Annotated in this window: 19 protein-coding genes and 1 pseudogene; 14 read left to right on the top strand and 6 right to left on the bottom strand. The window is 70.3% G+C overall.

Translation table 11 applies throughout. From position 1 onward, the window contains the following. Positions 1-7: 7 nt before the first annotated feature. Entirely contained in the window at positions 8-2,410 is a 2,403-nt protein-coding gene (locus tag ACFU8W_RS20665) for a polysaccharide lyase 8 family protein (RefSeq protein ID WP_384039092.1), read from the top strand. Between the two features lie 4 nt (positions 2,411-2,414). After that, positions 2,415-3,389, top strand: coding sequence for an acetylxylan esterase (locus ACFU8W_RS20660; RefSeq protein WP_384039089.1), 975 nt, complete (start codon positions 2,415-2,417; stop codon positions 3,387-3,389). A gap of 13 nt (positions 3,390-3,402) precedes the next feature. On the opposite strand, the gene ACFU8W_RS20655 is transcribed toward ACFU8W_RS20660, so the two are convergent. The 6 genes and pseudogenes from ACFU8W_RS20655 to ACFU8W_RS20630 form a co-directional block, all read right to left on the bottom strand. Next, positions 3,403-4,947: a phytoene desaturase family protein gene (locus tag ACFU8W_RS20655; RefSeq protein WP_384039086.1), complete on the bottom strand. Its 1,545-nt coding sequence runs from the start codon at positions 4,945-4,947 to the stop codon at positions 3,403-3,405. Between the two features lie 61 nt (positions 4,948-5,008). Beyond that, positions 5,009-7,297: a tetratricopeptide repeat protein gene (locus ACFU8W_RS20650; RefSeq protein WP_384039083.1), complete on the bottom strand. Its 2,289-nt coding sequence runs from the start codon at positions 7,295-7,297 to the stop codon at positions 5,009-5,011. Positions 7,298-7,324: 27 nt separating this feature from the next. Then, positions 7,325-8,212, bottom strand: a complete 888-nt coding sequence (locus ACFU8W_RS20645; protein ID WP_327249674.1) for an oxygenase MpaB family protein — start codon at positions 8,210-8,212, stop codon at positions 7,325-7,327. 102 nt (positions 8,213-8,314) lie between these two features. Continuing rightward, positions 8,315-8,527, bottom strand: a pseudogene (locus ACFU8W_RS20640) (SDR family oxidoreductase); the annotation flags it as partial. Between the two features lie 5 nt (positions 8,528-8,532). Then, entirely contained in the window at positions 8,533-9,936 is a 1,404-nt protein-coding gene (locus ACFU8W_RS20635; RefSeq protein ID WP_384039080.1) for an SMI1/KNR4 family protein, read from the bottom strand. Between the two features lie 130 nt (positions 9,937-10,066). Beyond that, a complete protein-coding gene (locus tag ACFU8W_RS20630) occupies positions 10,067-10,987 on the bottom strand; it encodes a LysR substrate-binding domain-containing protein (RefSeq protein ID WP_384039077.1) in 921 nt (306 codons plus the stop codon). Between the two features lie 143 nt (positions 10,988-11,130). Here ACFU8W_RS20630 and ACFU8W_RS20625 point away from each other — a divergent pair, with 143 nt between their 5' ends. The 12 genes from ACFU8W_RS20625 to ACFU8W_RS20570 are packed head-to-tail and all read left to right on the top strand — an operon-like array spanning position 11,131 to position 23,783. Continuing rightward, on the top strand, positions 11,131-12,069 hold the full coding sequence (locus tag ACFU8W_RS20625; RefSeq protein ID WP_384039074.1) for a VOC family protein: 939 nt from the start codon (positions 11,131-11,133) through the stop codon (positions 12,067-12,069). 26 nt (positions 12,070-12,095) lie between these two features. Then, complete coding sequence (locus ACFU8W_RS20620; protein WP_384039071.1) at positions 12,096-13,499, top strand: Rieske 2Fe-2S domain-containing protein; 1,404 nt, start codon at positions 12,096-12,098, stop codon at positions 13,497-13,499. After that, positions 13,496-14,029 carry an aromatic-ring-hydroxylating dioxygenase subunit beta gene (locus ACFU8W_RS20615; RefSeq protein ID WP_384039069.1) on the top strand — a complete coding sequence of 178 codons (534 nt, stop codon included), beginning with the start codon at positions 13,496-13,498 and terminating at the stop codon, positions 14,027-14,029. Before ACFU8W_RS20620 ends, ACFU8W_RS20615 begins: the two co-directional genes overlap by 4 nt. A 5-nt stretch (positions 14,030-14,034) precedes the next feature. Further along, positions 14,035-14,226, top strand: coding sequence for a ferredoxin (locus ACFU8W_RS20610; RefSeq protein WP_384039066.1), 192 nt, complete (start codon positions 14,035-14,037; stop codon positions 14,224-14,226). A gap of 3 nt (positions 14,227-14,229) precedes the next feature. After that, on the top strand, positions 14,230-15,435 hold the full coding sequence (locus ACFU8W_RS20605; RefSeq protein WP_384039063.1) for an NAD(P)/FAD-dependent oxidoreductase: 1,206 nt from the start codon (positions 14,230-14,232) through the stop codon (positions 15,433-15,435). A 35-nt stretch (positions 15,436-15,470) separates the two neighbouring features. Then, complete coding sequence (locus ACFU8W_RS20600; RefSeq protein WP_384039060.1) at positions 15,471-16,298, top strand: SDR family oxidoreductase; 828 nt, start codon at positions 15,471-15,473, stop codon at positions 16,296-16,298. Positions 16,299-16,300: 2 nt separating this feature from the next. Next, the gene (locus ACFU8W_RS20595; RefSeq protein ID WP_384039057.1) at positions 16,301-17,449 is read left to right on the top strand and encodes an alpha/beta hydrolase family protein; all 1,149 of its coding nucleotides are present in this window, start codon (positions 16,301-16,303) and stop codon (positions 17,447-17,449) included. Positions 17,450-17,458: 9 nt separating this feature from the next. Then, a complete protein-coding gene (locus ACFU8W_RS20590) occupies positions 17,459-19,555 on the top strand; it encodes a hydantoinase/oxoprolinase family protein (RefSeq protein ID WP_384039054.1) in 2,097 nt (698 codons plus the stop codon). Position 19,556: 1 nt separating this feature from the next. Next, entirely contained in the window at positions 19,557-21,740 is a 2,184-nt protein-coding gene (locus ACFU8W_RS20585; RefSeq protein WP_384039051.1) for a hydantoinase B/oxoprolinase family protein, read from the top strand. Beyond that, positions 21,737-22,639, top strand: a complete 903-nt coding sequence (locus ACFU8W_RS20580) for a 3-keto-5-aminohexanoate cleavage protein (protein WP_384039048.1) — start codon at positions 21,737-21,739, stop codon at positions 22,637-22,639. Before ACFU8W_RS20585 ends, ACFU8W_RS20580 begins: the two co-directional genes overlap by 4 nt. Continuing rightward, positions 22,636-23,028 (top strand): acyl-CoA thioesterase, encoded by a 393-nt coding sequence (locus ACFU8W_RS20575; RefSeq protein ID WP_384039046.1) that lies wholly within the window; start codon positions 22,636-22,638, stop codon positions 23,026-23,028. The genes ACFU8W_RS20580 and ACFU8W_RS20575 overlap by 4 nt, the downstream gene beginning before the upstream one ends. Beyond that, on the top strand, positions 23,028-23,783 hold the full coding sequence (locus ACFU8W_RS20570) for a CoA transferase subunit A (protein WP_384039043.1): 756 nt from the start codon (positions 23,028-23,030) through the stop codon (positions 23,781-23,783). Before ACFU8W_RS20575 ends, ACFU8W_RS20570 begins: the two co-directional genes overlap by 1 nt. Positions 23,784-23,839 lie beyond the last annotated feature (56 nt).

Below are 23,839 nucleotides of genomic sequence, written 5' to 3'. Positions count from 1 at the left end.
CCGCATCATGAACCGAGGCACCACCCGACGCACCGTTCTCACGGGAGCGGCAGCACTCGGCGCAGCCGCTGCGCTGCCCCTGACCCCGGCCACAGGTACGGCACACGCCGCGGAAGCCGCCGACGGCGCCGCCGCGCTCCGCGCCCGCTGGCACACCCTGCTCACCGGCGGCCCCGGACTCGACCTCACGGACTCGCAGATCGCGGCGACGGTGGCCCGGATCGGCAAGGCCGCGACCACCTCCGCCAAGGGCCTCGACCCGACCCGACCCGACGGTCTGTTCCCCGATCTGACCAGCACCACGCTCTCCAACCACGTCACCACGTCGTTCAAGCGCCTCGCCACGGTCGCGACCGCGTGGGCCGTGCCCGGCACCCCGCAGTTCGGCAACCCCGCACTGCGTGATCTGCTGCTGGCCGGCATCGACTGGATGCTGACGAACCGCTACGGCCCCGAGCACACCAGGTTCGACAACGACTGGGACTGGGAGATCGGCTCCGCGCTCGCCCTCAACGACGCGACCGTCCTGCTGTACGACGCGCTCGGCACGGAACGGCTGACCCGCATCAACACAGCAGTCCGGCACTACACGCCCGACCCCAATCTGTGGCGGGCCGACCGGCAGATCGCGACCGGCGCCAACCGGGTGTGGATCTCCACCGTCGTCGCTGTCAACGCGGTGCTGCGCGACAACGGCGACGATCTCCTCCGCGTCCGTGACGCCCTGTCGGACGTCGAGGGTTCGGGCGCCAACAGTGTGCTGGCGTTCAACGACACCAGCGCCGCCGCGGAGGGCACCGGCGAGGGGTTCTACTCCGACGGCTCGTTCCTCCAGCACTACAAGCACCCGTACAACGGTGGCTACGGCAAGGAACTCCTGAGCAACCTCTCCCGGCTGCTGAACCTGCTCGCCGGTACGGCATGGACGGTCACCGACCCCGATCTCGACAACGTCCGGCACTGGGTCGACGACGGTTTCGACCCGCTCATCGCCCGCGGCGATGTCATGGCGTCCGTCTGCGGGCGCGAGATCGCCCGCCCCAGCAAGCAGGGGCACGTCTCGGCGCAGACGGTGATCGAAGCGGTGGTGCGGCTGATTCCGAGCTTTCCCGGAGAGACCGCCGACCGGTTCACCGCCCTGGTCAAGCAGTGGATCGCCGAGGACACCTACCGGGACTTCCTCGCCACTACCGACCTGGCGACGCTCGTCGCCGCCCGGCAGATCATCGCCTCGCCCGTCCCGGCGCGCGGCCCGCTGGTCGCCCACAAGCAGCACCCGCGAATGGACAAGGCGGCCCACCACCGGCCCTCGTTCGCACTCGGCATCTCGGCGTACTCGACGAGGATCTACAACTACGAGTCCATCCAGAACGAGAACCTGCACGCCTGGCACCTCTCCGACGGCATGGTCCTGCTCTACACCGACGATCTCGGGCACTACAGCGAGGACTACTGGCCGACCGTCGACCAGACCCGGCTGCCCGGCACCACCGTCCTCGCCGGCCGCCCCGCCGACGCGGCCGGCCAGCGCACCACCAGCACGGCCGACTGGGCGGGCGGCGCCGCGCTGCCCGGAACGACGCTCGGTGCGTACGGGATGGAGCTGCGCGCGTTCGGGAGTTCGCTGCACGGCCTCAAGAGCTGGTTCTGCCTGGACGACGTGATCGCCTGCGTCGGCTCCGGCATCACCGCCGACGCGGGCACCGCCGAGACGGTCGTGGAGAACCGGAAGCTGCGCGACCCGCGGGCGGCCCTCCTCGTCAACGGCACGGCCGTACCCGCCGACGCCGGCTGGTCGGACCGGCTCGACCGGGTCCGCTGGCTGCATCTCGCCGGGACCGGCGGCTACATCTTCCCCAAGCCCGTACAGGTCAACGGCGTGCGCGAGGACCGCACCGCGACCTGGCGCGAGATCAACCTCAAGTACGGCACCGACACCCCTGTCACCCGCCCGTATCTGACGCTGTGGCAGGACCACGGAACCGCGCCGGACGGAGCCGGCTACTTCTGGCTTCAGGCGCCCGCCGCATCCGCCGAACGCACCAGGCTGTGGTCGGCCGCGCCACCGGTGAAGCTCGTCGCCGACTCCACAGCCGTGCACGCAGTACGCCGCTGCGCGGACGGCCTGTTCGCGGCGAACTTCTGGACCGCGGGCACCGCACAGGACCTCACGTCGGACGGGCCGGCGTCGGTGCTGGTGCGGCCCGAGGGGAAGACGGTCACGGTGTCGCTGTCCGATCCCACCCAGCTCAGGTCCGCTGTCGTGCTGGATCTCGACCGGCGCGGTCTGACCGTCGTCTCCGCCGATCCCGGCGTGAGCGCCGCGCCCACCGCCCGGGGCATCCGGATCACGGCGGACACCACTGAACTCCACGGTGCAACCCTCACCCTCACCCTGAAGAGGAGCTAGACCCTTGTTGTTCGACATGCCCCTGGAGCGGCTGCGCGAGTACCGGCCGGAGCCGGAGGAGCCCGCGGACTTCGACGCGTTCTGGGCGAAGACGCTCACCGAGACCGGCCGCCACGGCCTGGACGCCGAGTTCGTCCCGTACGACGCCGGGTTCGCGACCGTCGACGTGTTCGACGTGACGTTCCGCGGCTGGGGCGGGCAGCCGGTGAAGGCGTGGCTGATGCTGCCGCGCGTCCGCTCGGGCCCACTGCCCGCCGTGGTGCAGTACATCGGCTACAACGGCGGCCGGGGCATCCCGTACTCCTGGCTGACCTGGAGCTCCCTCGGCTACGCGCATCTGGTCATGGACAACCGGGGACAGGGCGGCGGTGGCAAAAACACCGCGGACACCCCTGACATCGGACCCGATGGCCACGGCTCCTCGTCCCCGGGCTTCCTCACCCGCGGCATCGAGGATCCGTATCGGCACTACTACCGGCGGCTGATCACCGACGCGGTGCGGGCCGTCGACGCGGCCAAGGCCCATGAGGCCGTCGACGCGTCGCGGGTCGCGGTGCTGGGCGGCAGCCAGGGTGGCGGGCTCGCCCTCGCCGTCGCCGGGCTGCGGGACGACGTGATGGCGGTTGTCGCCGATGTGCCGTTCCTCTGCCACTACCGGCGCGCCTCGCAGATCACGGACGCGGGCCCGTACGCGGAGATCGCCCGCTGGCTGTCCGGGCACCGCTTCCGGATCGACGAGGCGATGGAGACGCTGTCCTACTTCGACGGGGTCAACTTCGCGGCACGGGCGACCGCTCCGGCGTGGTTCTCGGTCGGGCTGATGGACAAGATCTGCCCGTCGTCGACGGTGTTCGCCGCCTACCACCGCTATGCGGGTCCGGCCGAGATCGAGGTGTTCACGTACAACGGACACGAGGGCGGCGCGGAATACGACCTGCCGCGCAAGCTCGGCGCACTGCGCGGCGTCCTCGGTCCGTAGGTACGGGAACGGGTCACCGGCCCAGCGCCGCCATCGCGGCGTTGTGGCCGGGGACCCCGCTGACCCCGCCGCCGCGCACCGCGCCCGCCCCGCACAGCAGGACGTTGGCGTGCTCCGTCTCGACACCCCACCGGCCGGTGGACTCCGTGGCGAACGGGAAGGCGAGGTCCCGGTGGAAGATATGGCCGCCGGGCAGCCGCAGATCCTTTTCGAGGTCGAGCGGGGTCTTCGCCTCGATGCACGGCTCGCCGTTCCCGTCGACAGCCAGACAGTCGGCGATCGGCTCGTCGAGATGCGCGTCGAGTTCGGCGAGCGTGGCCTTGAGGAGGGCGGCGCGCGTCGCCTCGTTGTCCGCGGCGAAGAGCCGGGCGGGCGTGTGCAGACCGAAGAGGGTGAGGGTCTGGTAGCCGCGCGCGGCGAGGTCGGGACCGAGGATCGACGGGTCGGTCAGCGAGTGGCAGTAGATCTCCGACGGCGGGGCCGTGGGCAGCCGGCCCGCAACCGCGTCCCGGTAGGCGTCGGCCAACTGCCCGTACCCCTCCGCGATGTGGAACGTCCCGGCGAACGCCTGGCGAGGGTCGACGGAGCGGTCGCGCAGCCGGGGCAGCCGGCGCAGCAGCATGTTCACCTTCAGCTGGGCGCCCTCGGCCGGAGCCGGCGGTTCGTCGCCGAGAAGTGCGGCCAGGGCCTGCGGCGAGGCGTTCACGAGGACCCGGCGGGCGGCGACCGTCCACTCGCCCTCGGCTGTGCCGACGGTGACCTCGGCCCGTGTCCCGTCGGTCTCGATCCGGGTGGCCTCGTGGTGGACCCGGATCTCGGCCCCCGCCGTCCGGGCGGCCTGCGCGAGGGCGTCGGTGAGCGCGCCCATGCCGCCGACGGGGACGTCCCAGTCGCCCGTGCCGCCGCCGATCACGTGGTAGAGGAAGCAGCGGTTCTGGAGCAGCGACGGGTCGTGCGCGTCGGCGAAGGTACCGATCAGTGCGTCGGTGAGCACGACGCCGCGCACGAGATCGTCGGTGAAGTTCTCCTCGACGGCCGCGCCGATCGGCTCCTCGAAGAGCATGCGCCACGCGTCCGCGTCCCCGATCCGGTCGCGGAGCGCGTCCCGGGTGGGCAGCGGTTCGGTGAGGGTCGGGAAGACCCTCTCGGCGACCTGCCGCGTCATGCCGTAGAAGCGCTGCCAGGCCTCGTACTCGCGCTCCCCGCCGGTGAGGGCGGCGAAGGACTCCCGGGTGCGGTCCCCGCCGACGAGCAGTCCGGTGGCTCGCCCGCCACGGACGGTCGGGGTGTACGAGGAGACGGTCCGCTTCCGTACGGCGAAGTCCAGCCCCAGGTCGCGGACGATCTTCTGTGGCAGCAGGGACACCAGATAGGAGTAGCGCGACAGCCGTGCGTCGATCCCGTCGAAGGGACGGGTCGAGACGGCCGCTCCCCCGGTGGTCCCGAGGCGTTCGAGGACCAGGACGGACTGTCCTGCGCCGGCGAGGTAGGCGGCGGCGACCAGACCGTTGTGGCCGCCGCCCACGATCACTGCGTCATAGGTGTCAGGTGCGGGCATGGCCCTTGGTAACACAGGATGATCGCCACTGGCCAGAGGCGGTGGCCCAGGGAGTCCACAGTCAGTGCGGGGGCACGCCCCGCTGCCGGCGCAGCGCCGCGACCCTGCGGTACAGCTCGACGGCCTCCGTGCCCCGGCCGAGCTGTTCGAGGCAGTGCGCCTCGTCGTTGCGGCTGGCGAGCGTGTCGGGGTGATCGGCTCCGAGGACGTGTTCGCGGGCCTCGGCAACCGTCCGGTAGACGGTGAGGGCTTCGGTCCAGCGGCCGAGCCAGCCGAGGCCGACGGCGACCTCGCGGCGGCTGATGAGGGTGTCGGGGTGGTCGGTGCCCAGGACCCGTTCCCGCATGACGCACACGTCGCGTGCTTCGGCGAGGGCTTCCTCCCAGCGGGCCAGCCGCCCCAGGTTCACGCCGAGGCCGTGGCGGGCCCGGAGCGTTTCGGGGTCGGCGGGGCCGTTCACCCGGGTCCGGTCGTCGACGAGGGCACGGTAGAGCTCCAGGGCCTCCGCGCTGCGACCGAGTCTGCCGAGACTGATGCCGACCTCGTAGCGGGCCGAAAGCGTATCGGGGTGGTCGGCGCCGAGGGTTCGCGCGCGGCCCTGGGCGACTTCCCGGTAGGTCTGCAGCGCATCCGTCCAGCGCCCCAACCGGCCGAGGGTGTACGCGACCTCATAAAGGGTGACCAGGGTGTCGGGGTGGCTCGCGCCGAGCAACCGGGTGCGGGCGTGCGCCACGTCGCGGGACATCCGGTACGAGTCCTCCAGCCGCCCGAGCCTGCCCAGGTTGAACGCGAGGTTGTGGCGGCAGCGGAGGGTGTCGGGGTGGTCGGGGCCCATCGACCTTTCCCTGGAGGCGAGCACCGCGGCGTACACCTGGTGGGCTTCGAAGTGACGGCCGAGCTGGCCGAGCACGTATGCCATCTCCTGCCGGGCGGCGAGGGTCTCCGGGTGGTCGGGGCCGAGAGTGCGTTCGCGGCCCTGGGCGACGCGCCCGAATTCGCGCAGCGCGTCGGCGGCGCGCCCCGTGCGGCTGAGGGTGAACCCCACCTCGTACCGGCTGGAGAGGGTGTCGGGGTGGTCGGGGCCGAGGGCGTGCTCGCGTTCGGCGGCGACCGCGCGGTGCACCTCGCCCGCCTCCTCCCAGTGGCCGAGCCGGCCCAGGTTGAGGCCCGCGCTGTGCCGGTTGGCGAGAGTGGAGAGGAGCTCCGGAGAGGGGGTGGGCCGCTCGGGCCGGGCGGGCGGCAGCCCCGCGGTCAGGGCCCTCAGGTCGGTGCCGGTGGTCCACTCGCCGGTCAGGCCCGCGGAGTGGTCGGGCGGGGCGAGACCGAGTTGCATGGCGCCGGACGCCTTGTGTCCGGTGGTCATGCCCCGGGTCCAGGACGGCAGCCGGGGTTCGCCGTCGGGCGGCTGCTGTCCCGGGCGTACGACGGGGACCGGCGGGGCGAGCCGGACACGTCCCGACGGCCGTGGGGGTCCGGGCGCCGGAAGATGCCGCTGTTCGCCGGTGCGTCCGACGGCGATCCGCTGCCGCAGGTCGCCCGCGTCTGCGGGCCGCTCCTCCGGGGTCTTCGCCAGCAGCTCCAGGACGACGCGGTCGAAGAAGCCGGGAAGTTCGGCGCGGTGGGTACGGAGTGGTTCCGGCTGGGTGTCGCGGTGTCCGACGAGGACGGCCCAGGCGTCGTCGAGGTCGAAGGGCGGAACCCCTGTGGCGATCTCGTAGAGGACGCAGCCCAGCGAATAGAGGTCGCTGCGGTGGTCGACCTGGCCACCGCTGATCTGCTCGGGCGACATGTAGTGCGGGGTACCCATGGCGATGCCCGTACCGGTCAGGCGGGAGGTGAAGCCGATGTCGTGCCCGAGCCGGGCGATGCCGAAGTCGCAGATCTTCACCGTGCCGTCGGCCAGCCGCATGATGTTGGCGGGCTTGAGGTCGCGGTGCACGATGCCCTGCTGATGGGTGTAGCCGAGGGCGTCGGCGACCTGCTCGGCGATGTCGACGATGTCCGGGACCGGCAGCGGATGCTGCTTGTTGTCCTCCAGGAGCTGGCTGAGGTTGCGGCCGTCGAGGAGCTCCATCACCAGGTAGAGGACCCCTTCGTACTCGCCGAAGTCATGGACGACGGTGACACCGCGGTGCTGGAGGGCGGCGGCCACCCGTGCCTCTCGACGGAACCGTTCGCGCAGGATCCGGGTGAACGACTGGTCGTGCTGGGGCCCCGTCGGCTTGAGGCATTTGACGGCCACGTGGCGCCCCAGCGACTCGTCGCGGGCGCGCCACACCTCGCCCATGCCCCCGCGCCCGATCAGATCGAGCAGCCGGTACCGGCTCTGGATCAGCCTGGTGTCCGCCATCGCGTGCTGTCGCCCCCGTCGCTTCGCCTACTGCTGCGCCCTCCCCGGCCCGTCCAGTATGGCTGCCGGGCTGCGGAGTTTGGAGGGGGTGGGGCGGCTGCCGGGACCGAGTCGTTCCATCGCCTTCACAATGTGGCCGGGCGGGAGTTGCCAGCGCAGCCGTGAGGGGATGCAGCGCAGGGCGGTGCCGGTGGCGCGCAGTCTCCGGTCGACGGCGTGCGGGGGCGGCGCGGCCCTCCCGTAGAGCTCATGGGCGTAAGGGGGAAGTGACTGGTAGGCGAGTGCTGCGACGCGCCGCCAGAGGAGTTCGCGCGCCGGTACCAACAGGGCGTGGACGGGCGGTCGGCGGAGGAAGGAGTCGACGTCGAACGCCTCGGCTCCTGCGGCGAGTTCGGGGCGCACCCGGTCGAAGTAGGCGGCGAGCTGGGCGGTGGTCGCGGGTACGCCGTCGGGATCGAGGCCCACCAGGCGGGCGCTGGTGCGGTGTTCGTCGATGTAACGGTCGGCCTGGGCGGCGCTGAGCCTCTGGCCGGAGCGGAGCTGCACCTGGAGGTAGGAGTCGACCTCGGCACAGTGCACCCAGAGCAGCAGCTCCGGTTCGTCGACGCCGTACGTCTCGCCGGTCGCCGGGTCGGTGGCCTTGAGCAGCCGATGGATCCGGCGGACGCGGGCGCCCGCCTTCTCGGCGGCTTCGGTGGTGCCGTAGGTGATGGTGCCGACGAAGCCTGCGGTGCGCATCAGCCGCCCCCAGGCGTCCTTGCGGAAATCGGAGTTCTGCATGACGCCCCGGACGGCGCGCGGGTGCAACGCCTGGAGGTAGAGGGCACGCACCCCGGCGATCCACATCATCGGGTCGCCGTGCAACTGCCAGGTGACGGATTCGGGACCGAAGAGCCCCGGGTCGGCTTCCACCATCACTGCTCGTACCTCCCGCTCGGCCGCGTACGCACGTATGGCGTTTGCACCCACAGGATGCGCTGTGACCGGGCTGACGCTCCAGGCCTCGCTCCGGCTCGGTCACAGCCCGGCGATGGCCGCGACGCCGACCCGGCCGCCGTCGACGTCGAGTACGGTTCCGTGGACGAACGCCGCGTCGTCGCCGGCCAGGTGCACCGCCGCCCGCGTGAAGGCATCGGGGCTGCCGACCCGGCCGGCCGGAGTGCCCTTCATCATGATGTCGCCCGGATGCGCCTCGGTCTCGTCCGGGGCGCGCGTGCGCACCACGCCGGGCTCCTCTAAGGCATGGGGCCGAGGTTGCCTTCGAGAACGGTCTGGATGATCCGGGGCCGGTCCCAGAGGGCCAGGATTTCGTTGGCGATGGCCACGATGGGCAGGGGGTCCTGGTTGCCGTTCACGTTGATGGCGGCGGCCGACAGGCTGCGCGGGACGGCTTGCGCGTCGAGGAGGACGCGCCATTCCTCCGGGCCGAGCTCCAGGTACTCCAGTGCGGTGAGCTCGGCGATCTCCAGGGGATCGGCGAGGGTGCCGGGGTAGGCGGCAAGGGTCCGCAGGCGGGGCAGCTCGGTGACCGGGGCGAGGCTGAGTGGCTCAGCCTCCCATACGCCGATGGACAGGACCTCCAAGCCGGGGTGTGCGGCGACCTCGATGCTCGGCAGTCTCCGGATATTGACGTGGGCCACGGCCGACGGCTGGTCTCCGCCCGCGCCGCCACGTCGCTTGCTGCGCCGGTTCATCACCAGGTCGGTGAGCGAGTCGGCGACCAGGCAGGCGCCGACGTTCTCCTCGTGGCTGAGGATGATGATCTGCCCGGCGTGTCCGCGCGGGCCGGGTGTCAGATCGACCGCCAGCCGGTCGCCACCGCCGTTGTCCCCGAAGGCGATCCAGCCGAGTGAGCCGACCAGGCCCTGCACCGCGGCGTCGGGCGGGGTGACGACCGCTTCCTTCGCCGCGAACTTCCAAAGACAGTAGCGGGACGACGCGTCGGCGATGTACAGGTCGTCCAACGCGAAGAGTTCGCAGCCGACCGCCATCCATGCATGTTCCGCTGCCTCGTAGTCGTCACCCCAGTCCTCTGACCGTGACCGTGTCACCCGGTAGAGCACCTTGAGCTCCTCGGGCAGGGTGACGCCGAGGCGCGCTTCCGCAGCGGCGATCTCCGCCTCCGTCGCGCCGATGGCGTCGGGCAACCGCTCACGGAGCGTCCGCTCCAGCAACGCCGGATCCGCCGAAGGAGCCGGCACCGCCCCGGGCACCGGATCGGGAAGACAGCGCCAGGGCTGGGGAACGGCGCCCTCAACCAGGATGAGCGCCCCAGGGTGCGGGGTGCCGATGCCGGGCTCCACCGCGGGGCTGGGCCCGAGCAGGCGGAGCACGGTCCTCCCGGCCGGCGATATCTCCGCTGTGAACGAGACGTCGTCGACACCGGCGTCCGCGAGTGCGTGATGCACCCGCTCCACCGCCTCGATCTCGTCCCGCATGTCCTCGACCTGGGCGGCCCGACCGGGCGGGGGCAGCTGTCGCCGCAGGGGCAGACTCCATCCCTGTCGGCCGATGCGTCCCGCCACGCGGATGGACGGGGCAGCTTGCTCCTTCGCGCCGCTGTCCCACAGAAGCCGCAGCACGGGCTCCCAGGTCGCGAAGTCGTGCACCGAGGGCACGTGAGAATCCTGATCAGCCATGCGCAGACCGTATGCGGGGCCACTGACACCGAAGGCCACCGGGCCTCGCAGCGCTACGGGCCGGCAGCGGTGCTCGGCGAGGCGGGCGCACCCCGGGGATGGCGGGTCCCGTCCTCGTCCGAGTGAGAAGTCAGGGTCGGCTCGCCGGTTCCTCCTCGGCCAGCCTGAGCAGGCACTGGCGGAACCAGCGGTGTCCGGGATCACGGTCGGTCCGCTTGGTCCAGGCCATGATCTCGGTAATGGGCTGGAGCTGCGGGATCGGCGGCTCGAGCAGGCGGATCCCCGCAGCTTCTCCGATCTTGCGCGCGAGTCGCTCATGGACCAGCGTGATCAGCCTCGTACCGCTCAGCAGGAACGGCGCCATGCCGAACCCGGCGGTGATCTCGGTGTTGCGCGGCACACCGAGGAAGTCGAGCTGCATCTCCGACAGACCGCGCAGATGCCCCGAGGACGCGGCCAGGAACGGGAGGGTCGTGAACTGCTCCAGGGTGATCTCGTCGCCCACGTCGGGATGATCCTTGTCGACAGCGACCACATAGCGGTCCTGGAAGAGCACCCGGTGCGGGAACTGCTCGTGCTCCTCGAAGGCTTCCCTCGGCATTACCAGCAAGTCCGCCCGGTGTCCGCGGAGTTGGTCGGCGAAGTCGTCCCCGGTCGGGAAGATGTTCAGCCGGATACCGGGCGCCTCGACGGACAGGCGGGCGATGAGCGGCTGAAGGAACGTCATCGTCAGGTAGTCGTTGGCAATCACCGAGAAGGTCCGCCGGGCCGTGGCCGGGTCGAACGCCTCGCGCTGGGAGAGCACGATCTCGATGCCGGTGAGGAGTTCGCGCACCGGACCGGCGAGCGACTCGGCCAGCGGCGTGGCGACGAGACCGCGCCCCTCCCTGGTCAGGAGCGGATCGTTGAAGAGCTTCCGCAGCCGGGACAGCGTCGACGACATCGCCGACTGCCCGATCGAGAGTCGGTTCGCCGCACGGGTGACGCTTCGCTCGATCATGAGCATGTCGAAGGCGACGAGCAGGTTCAGGTCAACGCGTCGAAGGTCCACGGCGCCACATTAATTGATTTCATCAATGCCAAGCATCGCCAGGAATTGTTTGTGCGCGGTGATTGGCATCACTACGTTCACATGAACGACGCGTGAACGCGCATTTCGTCACCGCTGTCGCCGCCACTCAATGAGGAGAGAACGTGACGAAGCCTCTGATCACCCACCTACGCCATGTGGCGCTCGCGGCCCCCGACCTCGACCGCCAGTTGGCCTTCTACCGCGACCTCTGGGGCCTCGCCCCCGTCGAGTCCGACACCGGCGTGCATTTCCTGGCCGCCGAGGGGTCCCCGGAGCAGTACATCGTGCGCCTGCGGAAGGACGACCAGAAGCGACTCGACCTGGTCTCGTTCGGGGCCGGCTCCCCGACGGACGTCGACACCCTCGCGGCGCAGCTGACCCAGCAGGGCGTCCGGATCATCCACGTTCCGCGGAAGCTCGACACTCCCGGTGCCGGCTACGGCTTCCGGTTCTTCGACTGCGACGGGCGTGTGGTCGAGGTCTCCTCGGACGTCGCCACCCGGGACTTCCGGGCGATCGGGGCCCGTGAGTCGATCCCTGTCCGTCTCTCGCATTTCGTGGTCAACTCCGACAACCCGGAGGCGACTGTCGACTGGTACGTCAAGCACCTCGGTTTCAAGCTCTCCGACACCCTGTGCCTCGGCGAACGCGGGGACTTCATGTGGTTCCTGCGCTGCAACGACTGGCACCACTCCTTCGCCGTTGCCCGTGGTCCCCACGTCGCGGTCCACCACATCTCCTTCGAGATGCGCGGGATCGACGAGTACATGCGCGGCACCGGCCGGATGCTTCGTGAGGGCGTCCAGCAGATCTGGGGCCCCGGCCGTCACAAGGCCGGCGACAACACCTACTCCTACTTCCTGGACCGGGTCGGGAACTGCGTCGAGTACACCACCGAGCTGGAGACCGTCGACTGGGACCAGCACCACCCGTCCGTATACGACGTCACGAAGCCCGACTTCATCGACCAGTGGGGCACCGCGAACCAGATGAACGAGTTCGTGGCCAAGCAGCAGTTCAACGACCCCGACCGCGGCGTGTTCGTCGCGCCCCCGCTCTGAACCCTCCCGTGAACAGGAAGTCAACGATGACTCTCACGAATGAACCCCCGTCGTCGGCGCCCTTCTCCACTCCGCTGGGCGTGCTGCTCGACCGTGTCGAGAAGGACATGCGGGAGGATCTCGTCCCGGCCGAGATCTTCAACAACGACGACGTCTTCAGGGCCGAGATGGAGCGGATCTTCACCAGAACCTGGGTCTTCGTCGCCCACGAGAGCGAGATCCCCAAGGCCGGTGACTTCGTCCAGCGCAGAATCGGGCTCGACCCGGTCATCGTGACCCGCGACGGCAAGGGCGGCGTCAACGTGCTGTCCAACTACTGCCGCCATCGTGGCACCCAGGTGTGCCAGACCGACGCGGGCAACTCGCGCTTCTTCACCTGTCCTTACCACGGCTGGACCTACGCCAACGACGGACGGCTGGTCGGTACGCCGCTGATGCACCGCGCGTACGGCGAGCCTCTCGACCCGAATCAGTGGAGCCTCAAGCGCGCCCCGAAGGTCGAGAACCGCAAAGGCTTCATCTTCGCCTCGCTGTCCGAGGAGGTACCCCCGCTGGAGGAGTGGCTCGGCGGCGGTGCCTGGATGCTCGACCTGATCACCCGCCTTCACCCCGACGGCATGCGCGTGGCAGGTCCTCCCGAGCGGTACATGGTCAACGGCGACTGGAAGACGGCCGGTGAGAACTTCGCCGGCGACGTCTACCACCTGCCGACCCTGCACTCCAGCGTCCAAGAGGTCGACATGCTCCAGGGTGTCCAGGGCACTTGCGAGATCGGCCGGACCTACGAGTTCGAGAACGGACACACCTTCATCGGCCACGCCTGGACCCGAGCGATCCACCCGGGCTTCACGCTGTGGGGCTACCCGGACGAGTACAAGGCGCAGTTCGACCTCAGTGGCCTGGACGAGACCCAGCGCTTCGTGGTCGACCACGAGCCTCCCACCGTGGGGACCATCTTCCCCAACCTCAGCTTCATCCGGATCTTCTCCCCGCTCCCTGACGGCCCGCCGGCCGTCATGACCAGCTTCCGTCAGTGGCAGCCCGTCGCACCGGGCAAGCTCGAGCTGTGGAACTGGCAGTTCGTGTGGAACTTCCAGGACGAGGAGTCTGCGCTGCGCGACTACGTCGGCGGCCAGTACTGCTTCGGGTCGGCCGGGCTCTACGAGCAGGACGACACCGTCGCCTGGGAGGGCGTACAGCGTGCGGCCGCCAGCCCGTGGATGCGCAAGGAAGGGCTGAAGTTCAACTATCAGCAGGGCCACCACTCGCCCGTCGACGACGCTCCGGACCCGGGCTGGAGGGGACCGGGCATCCATCGCAACACCGGTTACGGCGAGCACGTGCAGTTCAACTTCCTTCGCCAGTGGCTGCGCACGATGAAGGGCCGGACCGCCGCCGGCATGGGGACCACCGAAGGGACGCAGGCATGACGGCCGCCGCCGAAGCTCCGGACACCCTCGTGGTGGACCCCGCGACGTACACACGCGTGGCGCAGTTCCTCGCGCACGAGGCGCGCCTTCTGGACGAGGGACGCGAGGAGGAGTGGTTCCAACTGCTCGACGACGACCTGCTCTACACCGTGCCGTCGCGTCAGTCGACAGAGCCGCGCAGCATCGAGGTCAATCGCGCCGCGTGGCGCATCCGTGACACCAAGGCGCACGTGCGGACGCGGCTGGACCGGCAGAACACCGGTCACGCCTATTCCGAGGTGCCCCCGTCCCGCACCATGCGACTCGTCGGCAGCGTCGAAGTGCGGAGGACCGCCGAGGTCGACGTCGTCGAGGCGCACAGCTCGCTGCTGCTCTACCGGCAGCGTGGGATCGACGTCCACTTCGACCTGATCCCGTGCCGCCGCAACGACCGTGTCCGGCTCACTGCCGCCGGTCCTCGGCTCCTCTCCCGCGAAGTGATCCTGACCGAGACCAGCCTCAAGACCGCCAACCTGGGGGTGTTCCTGTGACCCGCGTGACCGTCGACCCCGGGCGTTGCACCGCCTATGGAATCTGCGTCGGCATCCATCCCGAAGTCTTCGCCGTTCCGCCCGGCAGCCCGGTCGCGGTCGTCACCCGCGACGTGCTGTCCGAGGACGACCTGGAAGACGTGCAGGAGGCCGTCCGGGCCTGTCCGGCGCAGGCTCTGCGCCTGATCGAGGGATGATCCGTGAGCCGAACCAATGACGGCATTGTGATCGTCGGCGCGTCCGCGTCGGGCCTCTCCGCCGCCGACGGCCTGCGCGAGGGCGGGTACACCGGTCCCCTCACCGTGCTGGACGAGGAGGTAGAGCCCGGGTACGACCGGCCGATGCTCTCCAAGAGCCTGCTGGCCGCCAAGGATCACGCCACGCCGGCTCCGCTGCGGACCGACGAGCAACTGGCCGCCAAGGGAATCGATCTTCTCGCCGGCCACGGCGCCATGGGGCTGGACGTCGACCGCCGCCTCGTGGTGACCAACTGGGGCGAGGCAATCGGGTGGCAGCACGTCGTCGTCGCGACCGGCGTCACGGCTCGCCCGATCGTGACGGCCGGGGGCGCCGCCCTGCCTACCCTGCGCACCCGTGCTGATCTGACCGCAGCCAGGCAGTTCGCGACGACCGGGCGTCCGGTGACGCTGATCGGAGGGGGGTTCATCGGTCTGGAGGTGGCCGCCGCTCTCCGCTCCCGCGGCGTCGAGGTGACCCTTCTGTGCGCGACCGAACTGCCCCTTGCCGGATTCCTCGGGGACGAGGTCGCCGGCTGGCTGCACGACCTGCACCTCGCGAACGGGGTCCTCTTCGACCTCGGCACCGCCACGACCTCCGTGGCGGAGACAGCGCAGGGCTACGACATCCATCTCGCCGACGGGCGGGTGCGACAGGCCACGAGCGTGCTCGCGGGAGTCGGCACGGAGCCGGCCACCGACTGGCTGATCGGCTCGGGCGTCGAGCTCGACCACGGCGTCGTCACCGACGCGGCCGGTCGGACGAACGTCGAGGGGGTGTGGGCCGCCGGTGACATCGTCGGCCGCTGGGACCCGCTCCACGGCCGACACCGGCGCTTCGAGCACTGGACCCACGCCATCGAGCAAGGCCGGCGGGTCGGTCTCAACATCGCTCGCGGCGAAGCCACCGCCTACGACGCTGTGCCCTACGTCTGGACCGAGCAGTACGGCCTGACCCTCCACATGCTCGGCGAGCGGCGCCCCGGCGACACCGACATCGTCGTCGAGGGCGACATCTCGACCGGCAACTTCGTCGTCGCCCACGGCGCCTGCGACGAGTTGCACGGCGCCACCATCTGCGGCCGCGTCCGCGCCCTGCGGACGTATCGGAAGCTGCTCCGTGCCCGCGCGTCACTGAACGACGCCCTGGGCGCGGCGGCGTCCGCCTGACCCTCTCTCCTCGACTCCCCCAGCAAGGAACCACCATGCAGATGCTCGACAACCATGTCGTCCTCATCACCGGCGGCGGCTCCGGCCTCGGCCTCGGGATCGCCCGCCACTTCATCGGCGAGGGTGCGCAGGTCGCCATCCTGGAGATCTCCGCGGACAAACTCGTCGACCTCAAGGCCGAGTTCGGAGACGACGTGCTTCTCGTCCGGGGTGACGTCACCCGTACCGAGGACTTGATCGCCTGCCGACAGGCGGTCCTGGACCGCTTCGGCCGTATCGACGCCCTCGTCGGCGCCCACGGCATCTTCGACGGCAACATCCCGCTGCGCGACGTGCCCCTGGACAGGGTCGAGTCGCTGTTCGACGAGGTGTTCCACATCGACGCTCTCGGCTACATCCTGGCCGCCAAGGTCTTCGTCGACGACTTGGAGAAGACAGGCGGCTCCATCGTGCTGACCTCCTCCACCGCGGCCTATGCCGCCGACGGCGGCGGGCTCTTCTACACCGCCGCCAAGGGCGCGGTGCGCAGCGTGGTCAACCAGCTCGCGTTCGAGTTCGCACCGAAGGTGCGGGTCAACGGCGTTGCCCCGTCGGGCATCGCCAACAGCCAGCTCCGCGGCCCCCGTGCGCTCGGGCTGGAGAACAACAAGCAGTCCGACATCCCCAAGGAGGACTTCGAGACACAGTTCCTCTCCCTGGCCCTCCTGCCCACGCTACCGACCCCGGAGGAGTACGCGCCCCTCTACGCCTACCTCGCCTCTCGGAACAACACCACCATGACCGGCCAGACGATCGTCGCCGACCAGGGCCTGTTCAACCGCGCCGTGATCAGCAACGGCGCCGCCGACCGCGTCGGGAAGTGACCATGTTCCGCTACTTCCCGGCCAACTACGTCTGGAGCCTGTCGGTCAGCATCGCCATGAACTGCGGTGGACAGATCGGCGAGGTCGACCAGATCTGCGCCCCGCTCGTCGACGCGGCCAAGGACGGCGACGACGCCGGCACCGAGAAGTTCTTCCAGTCGTGGTGCGCCTTCGCCGACGGACTCGTCCGGAGCGCCGAACAGGATCTCGCCGAGGGCCATCCGTTGTCGGCCGGTGCGCGCTACGCCCGCGCCTCGGTCTACTACCTGGTCGCCGAGCGCATGCAGAGCCGTCACTACGCACCCCGCGAGGCCGCCTACCGCAAGGCCGTTCAGACGTGCCGGCTCGCGATCGAACACGGCGGGGAACGCGCCGAGTTCGTCGAGGTCCCCTACGAGGGCACCTCGTACCCCGCACTGTTCGTCCCCGCCGACGGCGAACCTCCGGCGGACGGCTACCCGGTGATGGTCTTCTGCAACGGCCTGGACTCGATGAAGGAGATGCTGTTCCGGCTGGGCCTGCCCCGCGAACTGGCGCGTCGCGGCATCGCGACACTCTGCGTCGACCAGCCGGGCACGGGCGCCTCGCTCCGTGAGCGCGGGCTCGCGGCGGTCCACGACAGCGAGCGCTGGGCGAGTGCCGCGGTCGACTATCTGGAGACCCGACCGGATGTCGACGGCACGCGCATCGGCATGAGCGGTGTCTCGCTCGGCGGCTACTACGCCCCGCGCGCGGCCGCGTTCGAGAAGCGCTTCAAGCTCTGCGCGGTCTGGGGGGCGAACCACAACTGGGGCGAACTCCAGAAGCGCCGCCTGCAGCGCGAAGGCGAGAACCCCGTGCCGCACTACTGGGACCACGTCCAGTGGGTGTTCGGCAAGGACAGCCTTGAGGACTTCATGGCCTTCGCGCCGAACATGACGCTGGAGGGCGTGATCGAGCGGATCACCGTCCCCTTCCTCGTCACCCATGGCGAGGACGACCGGCAGATCCCGATGGAGTTCGCCGTGCCCGAGTACGAGAACGCCGTCAACAGTCCTGACCGCCGCTTCAAGGTCTTCAGCCGCGCCGAAGGCGGCGCGTCGCACGCCGGTGCGGACAACGAAGCCGTTCCCGCGCACTACATCGCCGACTGGGTCGCCGACCGACTCTGAAAGGGAGCCATGAACACTCCGTCCCCCGCCTCCGGCTGGGCGATCGGCACCGACGTCGGTGGTACGTTCACCGACCTGTGGCTCCGGTCCCCGGACGGCGAATCCTGGGTATGCAAGACCCCGACCACCCCCGACGTGGTGACGGGCGTGATCGACGCCGTGCACCTGGCCGCCGAGACCGTCGGTCGAGACACCGGCGAGCTGTGCTCCCGGGTGACCCGGTTCGGGCACGGCACCACCGTCGGCCTCAACGCGCTGCTGACCGGACGCTCGGCGAAGACCGGGCTCATCACGACCGCCGGCTTCGGTGACGTCCTGGAGATAGGCAGGCTGCGTCGCGGTACGGCCGGCCTGCAGGGCCTGGACCTGGGCGACTACCATCTGCGCGGCCAGGTACCGCCGTTGGTGCCCCGCACCCAGGTCGTAGAGATCGCGGAGCGCATCGACTCGGACGGCGTCGTACGCACGCCGCTGGACGAGAGCAGCGCGCTCGACGCGATCGGCAGGTTGCGGGACATCGGGGTGGAGGCCGTCGCCGTCTGCCTGCTGTGGGCGACCGAGAACCCGGCCCACGAACTCGCCGTCGCACGGCTCATCGAGCAGAAACTGCCCGGCGTCTTCGTCTCCCTCTCCCACGAGATCGCGCCCTCGGTCGGTGAGTACGCCCGCGCCTCGACCACGGTGGCGAACGCGGCACTCGGTCCGGTCCAGGGGCACTATCTCGCCCTCCTGGAGGAGCGGCTGGCAGCCCTCGGCATGACCGCCCCCATCATGATGACGACGAGCGCCGGCGGTGTGGTCCCGGCGCGCACGGTCACCGAGCGGCCCGTGTCGAACCTGCTCTCCGGTCCTGCGTCCTGCGTGGTGGCCGGCCAGAAACTCGGGGCGGAACTCGGCACCCCGCACGTCCTGACCATGGATGTCGGCGGCACCAGCTTCGACGTCGGCGTCATCGCCGGCGGAGTCGCGCTGATGAGCGACGAGGTCACCTTCGGCGGCGCCGACATGCGCGTACCGAGCATCGACATCGCCTCGATCGGCGCCGGCGGCGGCTCGATCGCCGCGGTCGAGGGCGGAGTGCTCAGCGTCGGACCGCGCAGCGCCGGTGCCGTACCCGGCCCGGTCTGCTACGGCAAGGGCGGCACCGAGCCGACGACCACCGACGCCGACCTTGTCCTCGGGGTGCTCGACCCGGAGCAGTTCGGCAGCGGAGGCATCGTCCTCGACCGCGATTCCGCGAAGCAGGCCATCGCGGACAAGGTCGGGACGCCCCTCGGGCTGAAGGCCGTCGAAGCGGCCCGGGCGATCCGTGTGGTCTTCGACAACGCCATGGCCGATCTGCTGCGCGCCGTCACCATCGAGCGCGGTCACGACCCGCGGGAGTTCACCCTGGTCGCCGGTGGCGGATCGGGTCCGTCGCACGCGTGGGCCCTGTGCCGTGAGGCGGGCCTGGCCGGCTTTATCGTGCCGCCGACAGCGACGGCTCAGTCGGCCTTCGGCGCCGGCACCTCCGACCTCAAGACCACGGCCTCCCGCACCTGCTACCGGCGTGTGCTCGCTGAGGCCGGCCCGAGCGCCCAGGACGCGCAGGTCGTCGCCGAGGCAGTCGACGACACCCGTGTGCGCGCTCTCGCAGCCCTGCCCGACCCCGAGTGCGGCACGGTCACCCACACAGCGTCCATCCGCTACTTCGGCCAAGCCCACCACGTCGACGTCACCGTGGCCGCCTCGCCCGACAGGGATGCCGTCGCGGAGCTCCTCCTCAGCTTCGAGAAGGAGTACGAGCAGCTCTGGGGCAAGGGAGCCGGCTTCCGGGAAGCCGGGTTCGAGATCCTCTCGGTCCGCTCCGTGGCGGCGCTGCCCGCGGCCGGTGCGGACGGCCACGGTACGGGCGAGCCCTTCACCCGGCTCGGGACGCGTCCGGTCGTGTTCGACGACGCCGACCGGCCCGACGAGACGGCCGTGTACACCGTCCGCCGGCCTGCTGCCGGGCAGGAGATCGCCGGTCCCGCCCTCGTCCAGCTCCCCGGATGCGTCGTGGTGATCCCCCCGAACGGGGTCGCCACCACCGACGCACTCGGCCTCATCCACGTGAAGGTGAACTGACATGACCGACGCAATCGACGTCGCCCCTGTCCCGTTGCACGGCGCGAGCACGGACCCGGTGATCCGCCAGGTCGTCCGCAGCCGCCTCGTCGCCATCACCGACCAGATGCGGCTCGCGCTGCAGTCGGTCAGCGGCAGCCCGACCGTGACCGAAGCGAGCGACTTCTTCACCGGCGTCTACCTGCCGGACGGCGCGTTCGTCACGATGGGCCACCAGGTGACCTTCGAGGCGCCCCCCGTGGGATCACTCATCCGGCACCTGCTGAGCAACGGCACCAGGCTGAAGGACGGCGACCGCATCATCGGCAACGACCCGTTCATCGGCGCACTGCACCAGAACGACCTACAGATGTGCGCACCACTGATCGTGGACGGCGAACTGCTCGGGTGGGCCGGCGTAATGGCGCACGAGACCGACATCGGCGGCATGGACTTTGCCTCGTGGTCACCCAAGGCGACCGAGGTGTGGCAGGAGGGGCTGCGCATCCCTGCCGTCAAACTGGTCGACGGCGGTGAACTGCGTGAGGACGTACTGGAGATGATCCTCACCGCGTCACGCCTCCCGGCCGAGGTGGGCCTCGACATCCGGGCCTTCATCGCCACCCTGAACGTCGCGGCCGAGCGCCTCACCGAACTGTCCCACCGGTACGGCAAGGCCACCGTGCTGTCGGTGATGCACACGATGGTCGACGACGCCGAGGCACTGGTGCGCGCACGCCTGCGCGAACTGCCGGACGGAGTCGTCCACACCCGCGACTTCCTCGAACACGACGGCAAGCAGAACAACCTCTTCGCCATCGACTGTGTGCTGACCAAACGCGGTGACAGCCTGCACTTCGACTTCTCCGGTTCCTCGCCGCAGGCCAACGGCTTCGTGAACTCCTCACGCGCCGGCCTGGCCGGCGGCGTCGCGGGTGCGGTGATCCCCACCCTGGGCTTCGGCATCCCGTGGAACGAGGGCCTGTTGCGCCCGGTGGAGATCTCGGCGCCGGACGGTCTGGTCTGCACCGCGGTACCGCCGGCACCGGTCGGTTCCGCCACCGTCGAGGCTGTCTGGACGGTGAGCAACGTCGTCTCTGCGGCGCTGAACCGGCTGCTGTTCGCCTCGCCGAAGTACGCGCACCGCGCCCAGGCCGTCAGCAGCGGCACGATGGCGACGTTCAACCTCTCCGGCCGCGACCGGCACGGAAAGTTGTTCGGCCTGCACCTGATGGACCCGCTGGCCGGAGGCTTCGGCGCCTTCGCCGACCACGACGGGCAGAACGCCGCCGGGCCGATCAACGCCCCGTGTCCCTCGATCGCCGATGTGGAGGTCAACGAGCAGAAGACCCCGCTCTTCTACCAATACCGGCGTCTCGCCCCCGGTACCGGTGGGGCCGGTCGCCGCCGTGGGGGTCTCGGAGCCGAGGTCGGCGTCACCGTCTCCGTGCCGGAGGCCGAAGCACTCGTGATGACGCACGGCGCCGAGGTGCCGAACTCCGTCGGGCTCGGCGGTGGCCTGCCCGGTGCCATGATCAGCCAGCGCTTCCGGGTCGGCGGGCAACAGCCCCGGGACCTCGGGCCGAAGCCGGGCTCCTTCCCGATGACCCCGGCGGACCTGTTCGAGGTGACCTGGCAGGGCGGCGGTGGCATCGGTGACCCGCTCGACCGGACCCCCGCCGACGTCCTGGACGACATCCACTACGGCGTGGTCACCCAGGAGGAGGCCCGGGAGACCTACGGCGTGGTCCTCTCCGGGGACGGCGGGTCGGTCGACACGTCCGCCACCTCCGCCGCCCGCCGGGACCGGCGTGCCGCCCGACTCGGCGTCGAACCGACCGCCGTCGTGGACCCGGTGGCGGTCACCGAGGCGGTTCCCGACGACGCGGTACGGCTGGGCGACCGACTCCTCCTCGTCCGGGATACGGACACCGGACAGTTCCAGGTGCACACCCTTGAGGGCGTCGTGCTCTCCTCCGGCTCCACCAGGTGGCGCGAGGGAGCCCATCGGTTCGCCCTGGCCCTCCCGCCGTCCGTCGGCGCGCCCCTCCACCGCGACCTGACGGTCACCGGCTGGGCCTGTCCGCGGACCGGTGCCCTGCTCGCGGTCGACGTGCACCACGGTGACCAGGAGCCGTTCCACGATCTCGAACTCGACCTCGCCTCCCTTGAACGGGCCGGCACAACCACGGAAGACAACCGATGAGCCGCAAGATCATCCTGACCATCGCTCCGACGGGTGGCATGGCGACCAAGGAGCAGAGTCCGCACCTGCCGGTCACCCCGCAGGAGATCGCCGACGACGTGGCCCGCTGCTGGGAGGTCGGCGCCAGTGTCGTGGCCGTCCATGCCCGCCGCGAGGACGGGCTGGCCACCTGCGATCCCGAGATCTACTCCGAGATCAACTCGCTGATCCGGGCCCGGACCGACATCGTCATCAACAACTCCACCGGCGGCGGAATCCACGGTGACATGCCGGTCCGGCTGGGCGACGAGCTGTGGGAACTGGACTGGCACCAACGGATCAAAGGCATCGAGGGCGTGGGCTGTGAGATGGCCACCCTCGACTCGCACACGATCACGGCCAGCACCGCCGAACGGGAGTACCTCGTCACCACGACGCCGAAGCGCTCCCGCTGGCTGCTCGAGGAGATGACCAAGCGCGGCATCAAGCCGGAGTGGGAGGTCTTCAACCTCGGGCACATCCTGTCCGACTTCACCACTCTGACCGCCGAGGGCCTGGACTCCCCGCCGTACTACTGCAACATCGTGCTCGGCGGCCAGCGCGGCTTTCAGGGCGGCCTCCCATACACCCCCAAGATCCTGCAGCTGCTCGTGGAGCACCTGCCCGAGGGAACGGTCTGGGGGGTCTCGGGCATCGGGCCGACCCAGCTCCCGGCGACGACCCACGGTCTCCTCCTCGGCGGCCACATGCGGGTCGGCCTCGAGGACAACCTCTACTACTCGCGCGGTCGGCTCGCGACCAACCTGGAACTCGCCGAACGCGCCGTGCGCATCATTCACGAACTCGGCTACGAGATCGCCACTCCGAGCGAGGCGCGCGACATGCTGGGCCTCAAGCAGCTCGACGAGGTGCCGGCGTGAGCGTCCACAGCACATCCGGCGTCGTCGCCTGGTCCGACACCGATGCCTCCGGCCGGTTCCACCACACCGCCGCGTACCGGTGGGCGGAGAACACCGAGCACGCGTTGTACCGCTCGGTGCTTCCGGACATCGACATCGGCAGGTTCCCGCGTCGCGCTACGGCAGCCTCGTACCACCAGCCGCTCACGGCCGGTGACGAGTACACCGTCAGCCTCGAGGTCGAACACGTCGGGAACAGCTCGATCACCTACACCTGGGACGTCATCGGCCCGGCCGGCGTCTGCGTGCGCGGCGAACACGCGGTCGTGCACGTCGATGCCGACGGCCGCCCGGCACCGGTTCCCCGAGCACTGCGGGAACGTCTCGCCCCGACCGCGGGGGCGGCGTGATGGACAAGGTCGTGGCCTCGGCCGCCCAGGCAGTCGCCGACATCCCCTCGGGCAGCACCCTCGCGGTGGGCGGCTTCGGACTGTGCGGCATCCCGGCCTCGCTGATCCAGGCACTGCTGGAGGCCGGTGTCAGCGAGCTCGAGACGGTGTCCAACAATGCCGGCGTCGACGACTGGGGCCTGGGCATCCTGCTCGGTGCGGGCCGCCTGCGCCGGGTGGTGGCCTCGTACGTCGGGGAGAACAAGGAGTTCGCCCGGCGGTACCTCGCCGGAGAGTTGGAGGTCGAGCTGACCCCGCAGGGCACGCTCGCGGAGCGGATGCGCGCCGGCGGCTCCGGCATCGCGGCGTTCTACACCCGCGCCGGTGTGGGCACCCAGGTCGCCGAGGGCGGCATCCCCTGGAAGTACGCCGCCGACGGCACCGTCGAGGTGACCTCCCCGGCCAAGACGGTGGAGGCCTTCGACGGCCTCGACCACGTCCTCGAGCGTGCCGTCGTGGCCGACTTCGGGCTGGTGCGGGCCTGGAAGGGCGACCGGCACGGCAACCTCGTCTTCAAGGACGCGGCCCGCAACTTCAACCCGCTCGCGGCGATGTGCGGCCGGATCACGATCGCCGAGGTCGAGCACCTGCTCGAACCCGGCGAGATCGACCCCAACGAGGTCCACGTCCCCGGCGTCTACGTCCACCGGGTCGTCGCCCTCACCCCGGAGCAGGCCGCCGAGAAGCGGATCGAGAAGAGGGCGGTGCGGGCATGAGTGCGGCAGCAGAGCAGCCGGCCCCCAAGGAGCAGCTCGAGACGATGCCCCCCACG

Origin of the sequence: Streptomyces sp. NPDC057565 (assembly GCF_042801455.1) — a bacterium.
Classification (GTDB): Bacteria; Actinomycetota; Actinomycetes; order Streptomycetales; family Streptomycetaceae; genus Streptomyces; species Streptomyces yanii.
This window is presented reverse-complemented; position numbering and strand designations above follow the sequence as displayed.

Coding starts and splice junctions, on each gene's coding strand:
- ACFU8W_RS20655 (WP_384039086.1), bottom strand. CDS start 4,947: ATGCCCGCACCTGACACCTATGACGCAGTGATCGTGGGCGGCGGCCAC.
- ACFU8W_RS20580 (WP_384039048.1), top strand. CDS start 21,737: ATGAGCCGCAAGATCATCCTGACCATCGCTCCGACGGGTGGCATGGCG.
- ACFU8W_RS20620 (WP_384039071.1), top strand. CDS start 12,096: ATGACTCTCACGAATGAACCCCCGTCGTCGGCGCCCTTCTCCACTCCG.
- ACFU8W_RS20595 (WP_384039057.1), top strand. CDS start 16,301: ATGTTCCGCTACTTCCCGGCCAACTACGTCTGGAGCCTGTCGGTCAGC.
- ACFU8W_RS20635 (WP_384039080.1), bottom strand. CDS start 9,936: ATGGCTGATCAGGATTCTCACGTGCCCTCGGTGCACGACTTCGCGACC.
- ACFU8W_RS20650 (WP_384039083.1), bottom strand. CDS start 7,297: ATGGCGGACACCAGGCTGATCCAGAGCCGGTACCGGCTGCTCGATCTG.
- ACFU8W_RS20590 (WP_384039054.1), top strand. CDS start 17,459: ATGAACACTCCGTCCCCCGCCTCCGGCTGGGCGATCGGCACCGACGTC.
- ACFU8W_RS20570 (WP_384039043.1), top strand. CDS start 23,028: ATGGACAAGGTCGTGGCCTCGGCCGCCCAGGCAGTCGCCGACATCCCC.
- ACFU8W_RS20615 (WP_384039069.1), top strand. CDS start 13,496: ATGACGGCCGCCGCCGAAGCTCCGGACACCCTCGTGGTGGACCCCGCG.
- ACFU8W_RS20665 (WP_384039092.1), top strand. CDS start 8: ATGAACCGAGGCACCACCCGACGCACCGTTCTCACGGGAGCGGCAGCA.
- ACFU8W_RS20585 (WP_384039051.1), top strand. CDS start 19,557: ATGACCGACGCAATCGACGTCGCCCCTGTCCCGTTGCACGGCGCGAGC.
- ACFU8W_RS20600 (WP_384039060.1), top strand. CDS start 15,471: ATGCAGATGCTCGACAACCATGTCGTCCTCATCACCGGCGGCGGCTCC.
- ACFU8W_RS20645 (WP_327249674.1), bottom strand. CDS start 8,212: ATGGTGGAAGCCGACCCGGGGCTCTTCGGTCCCGAATCCGTCACCTGG.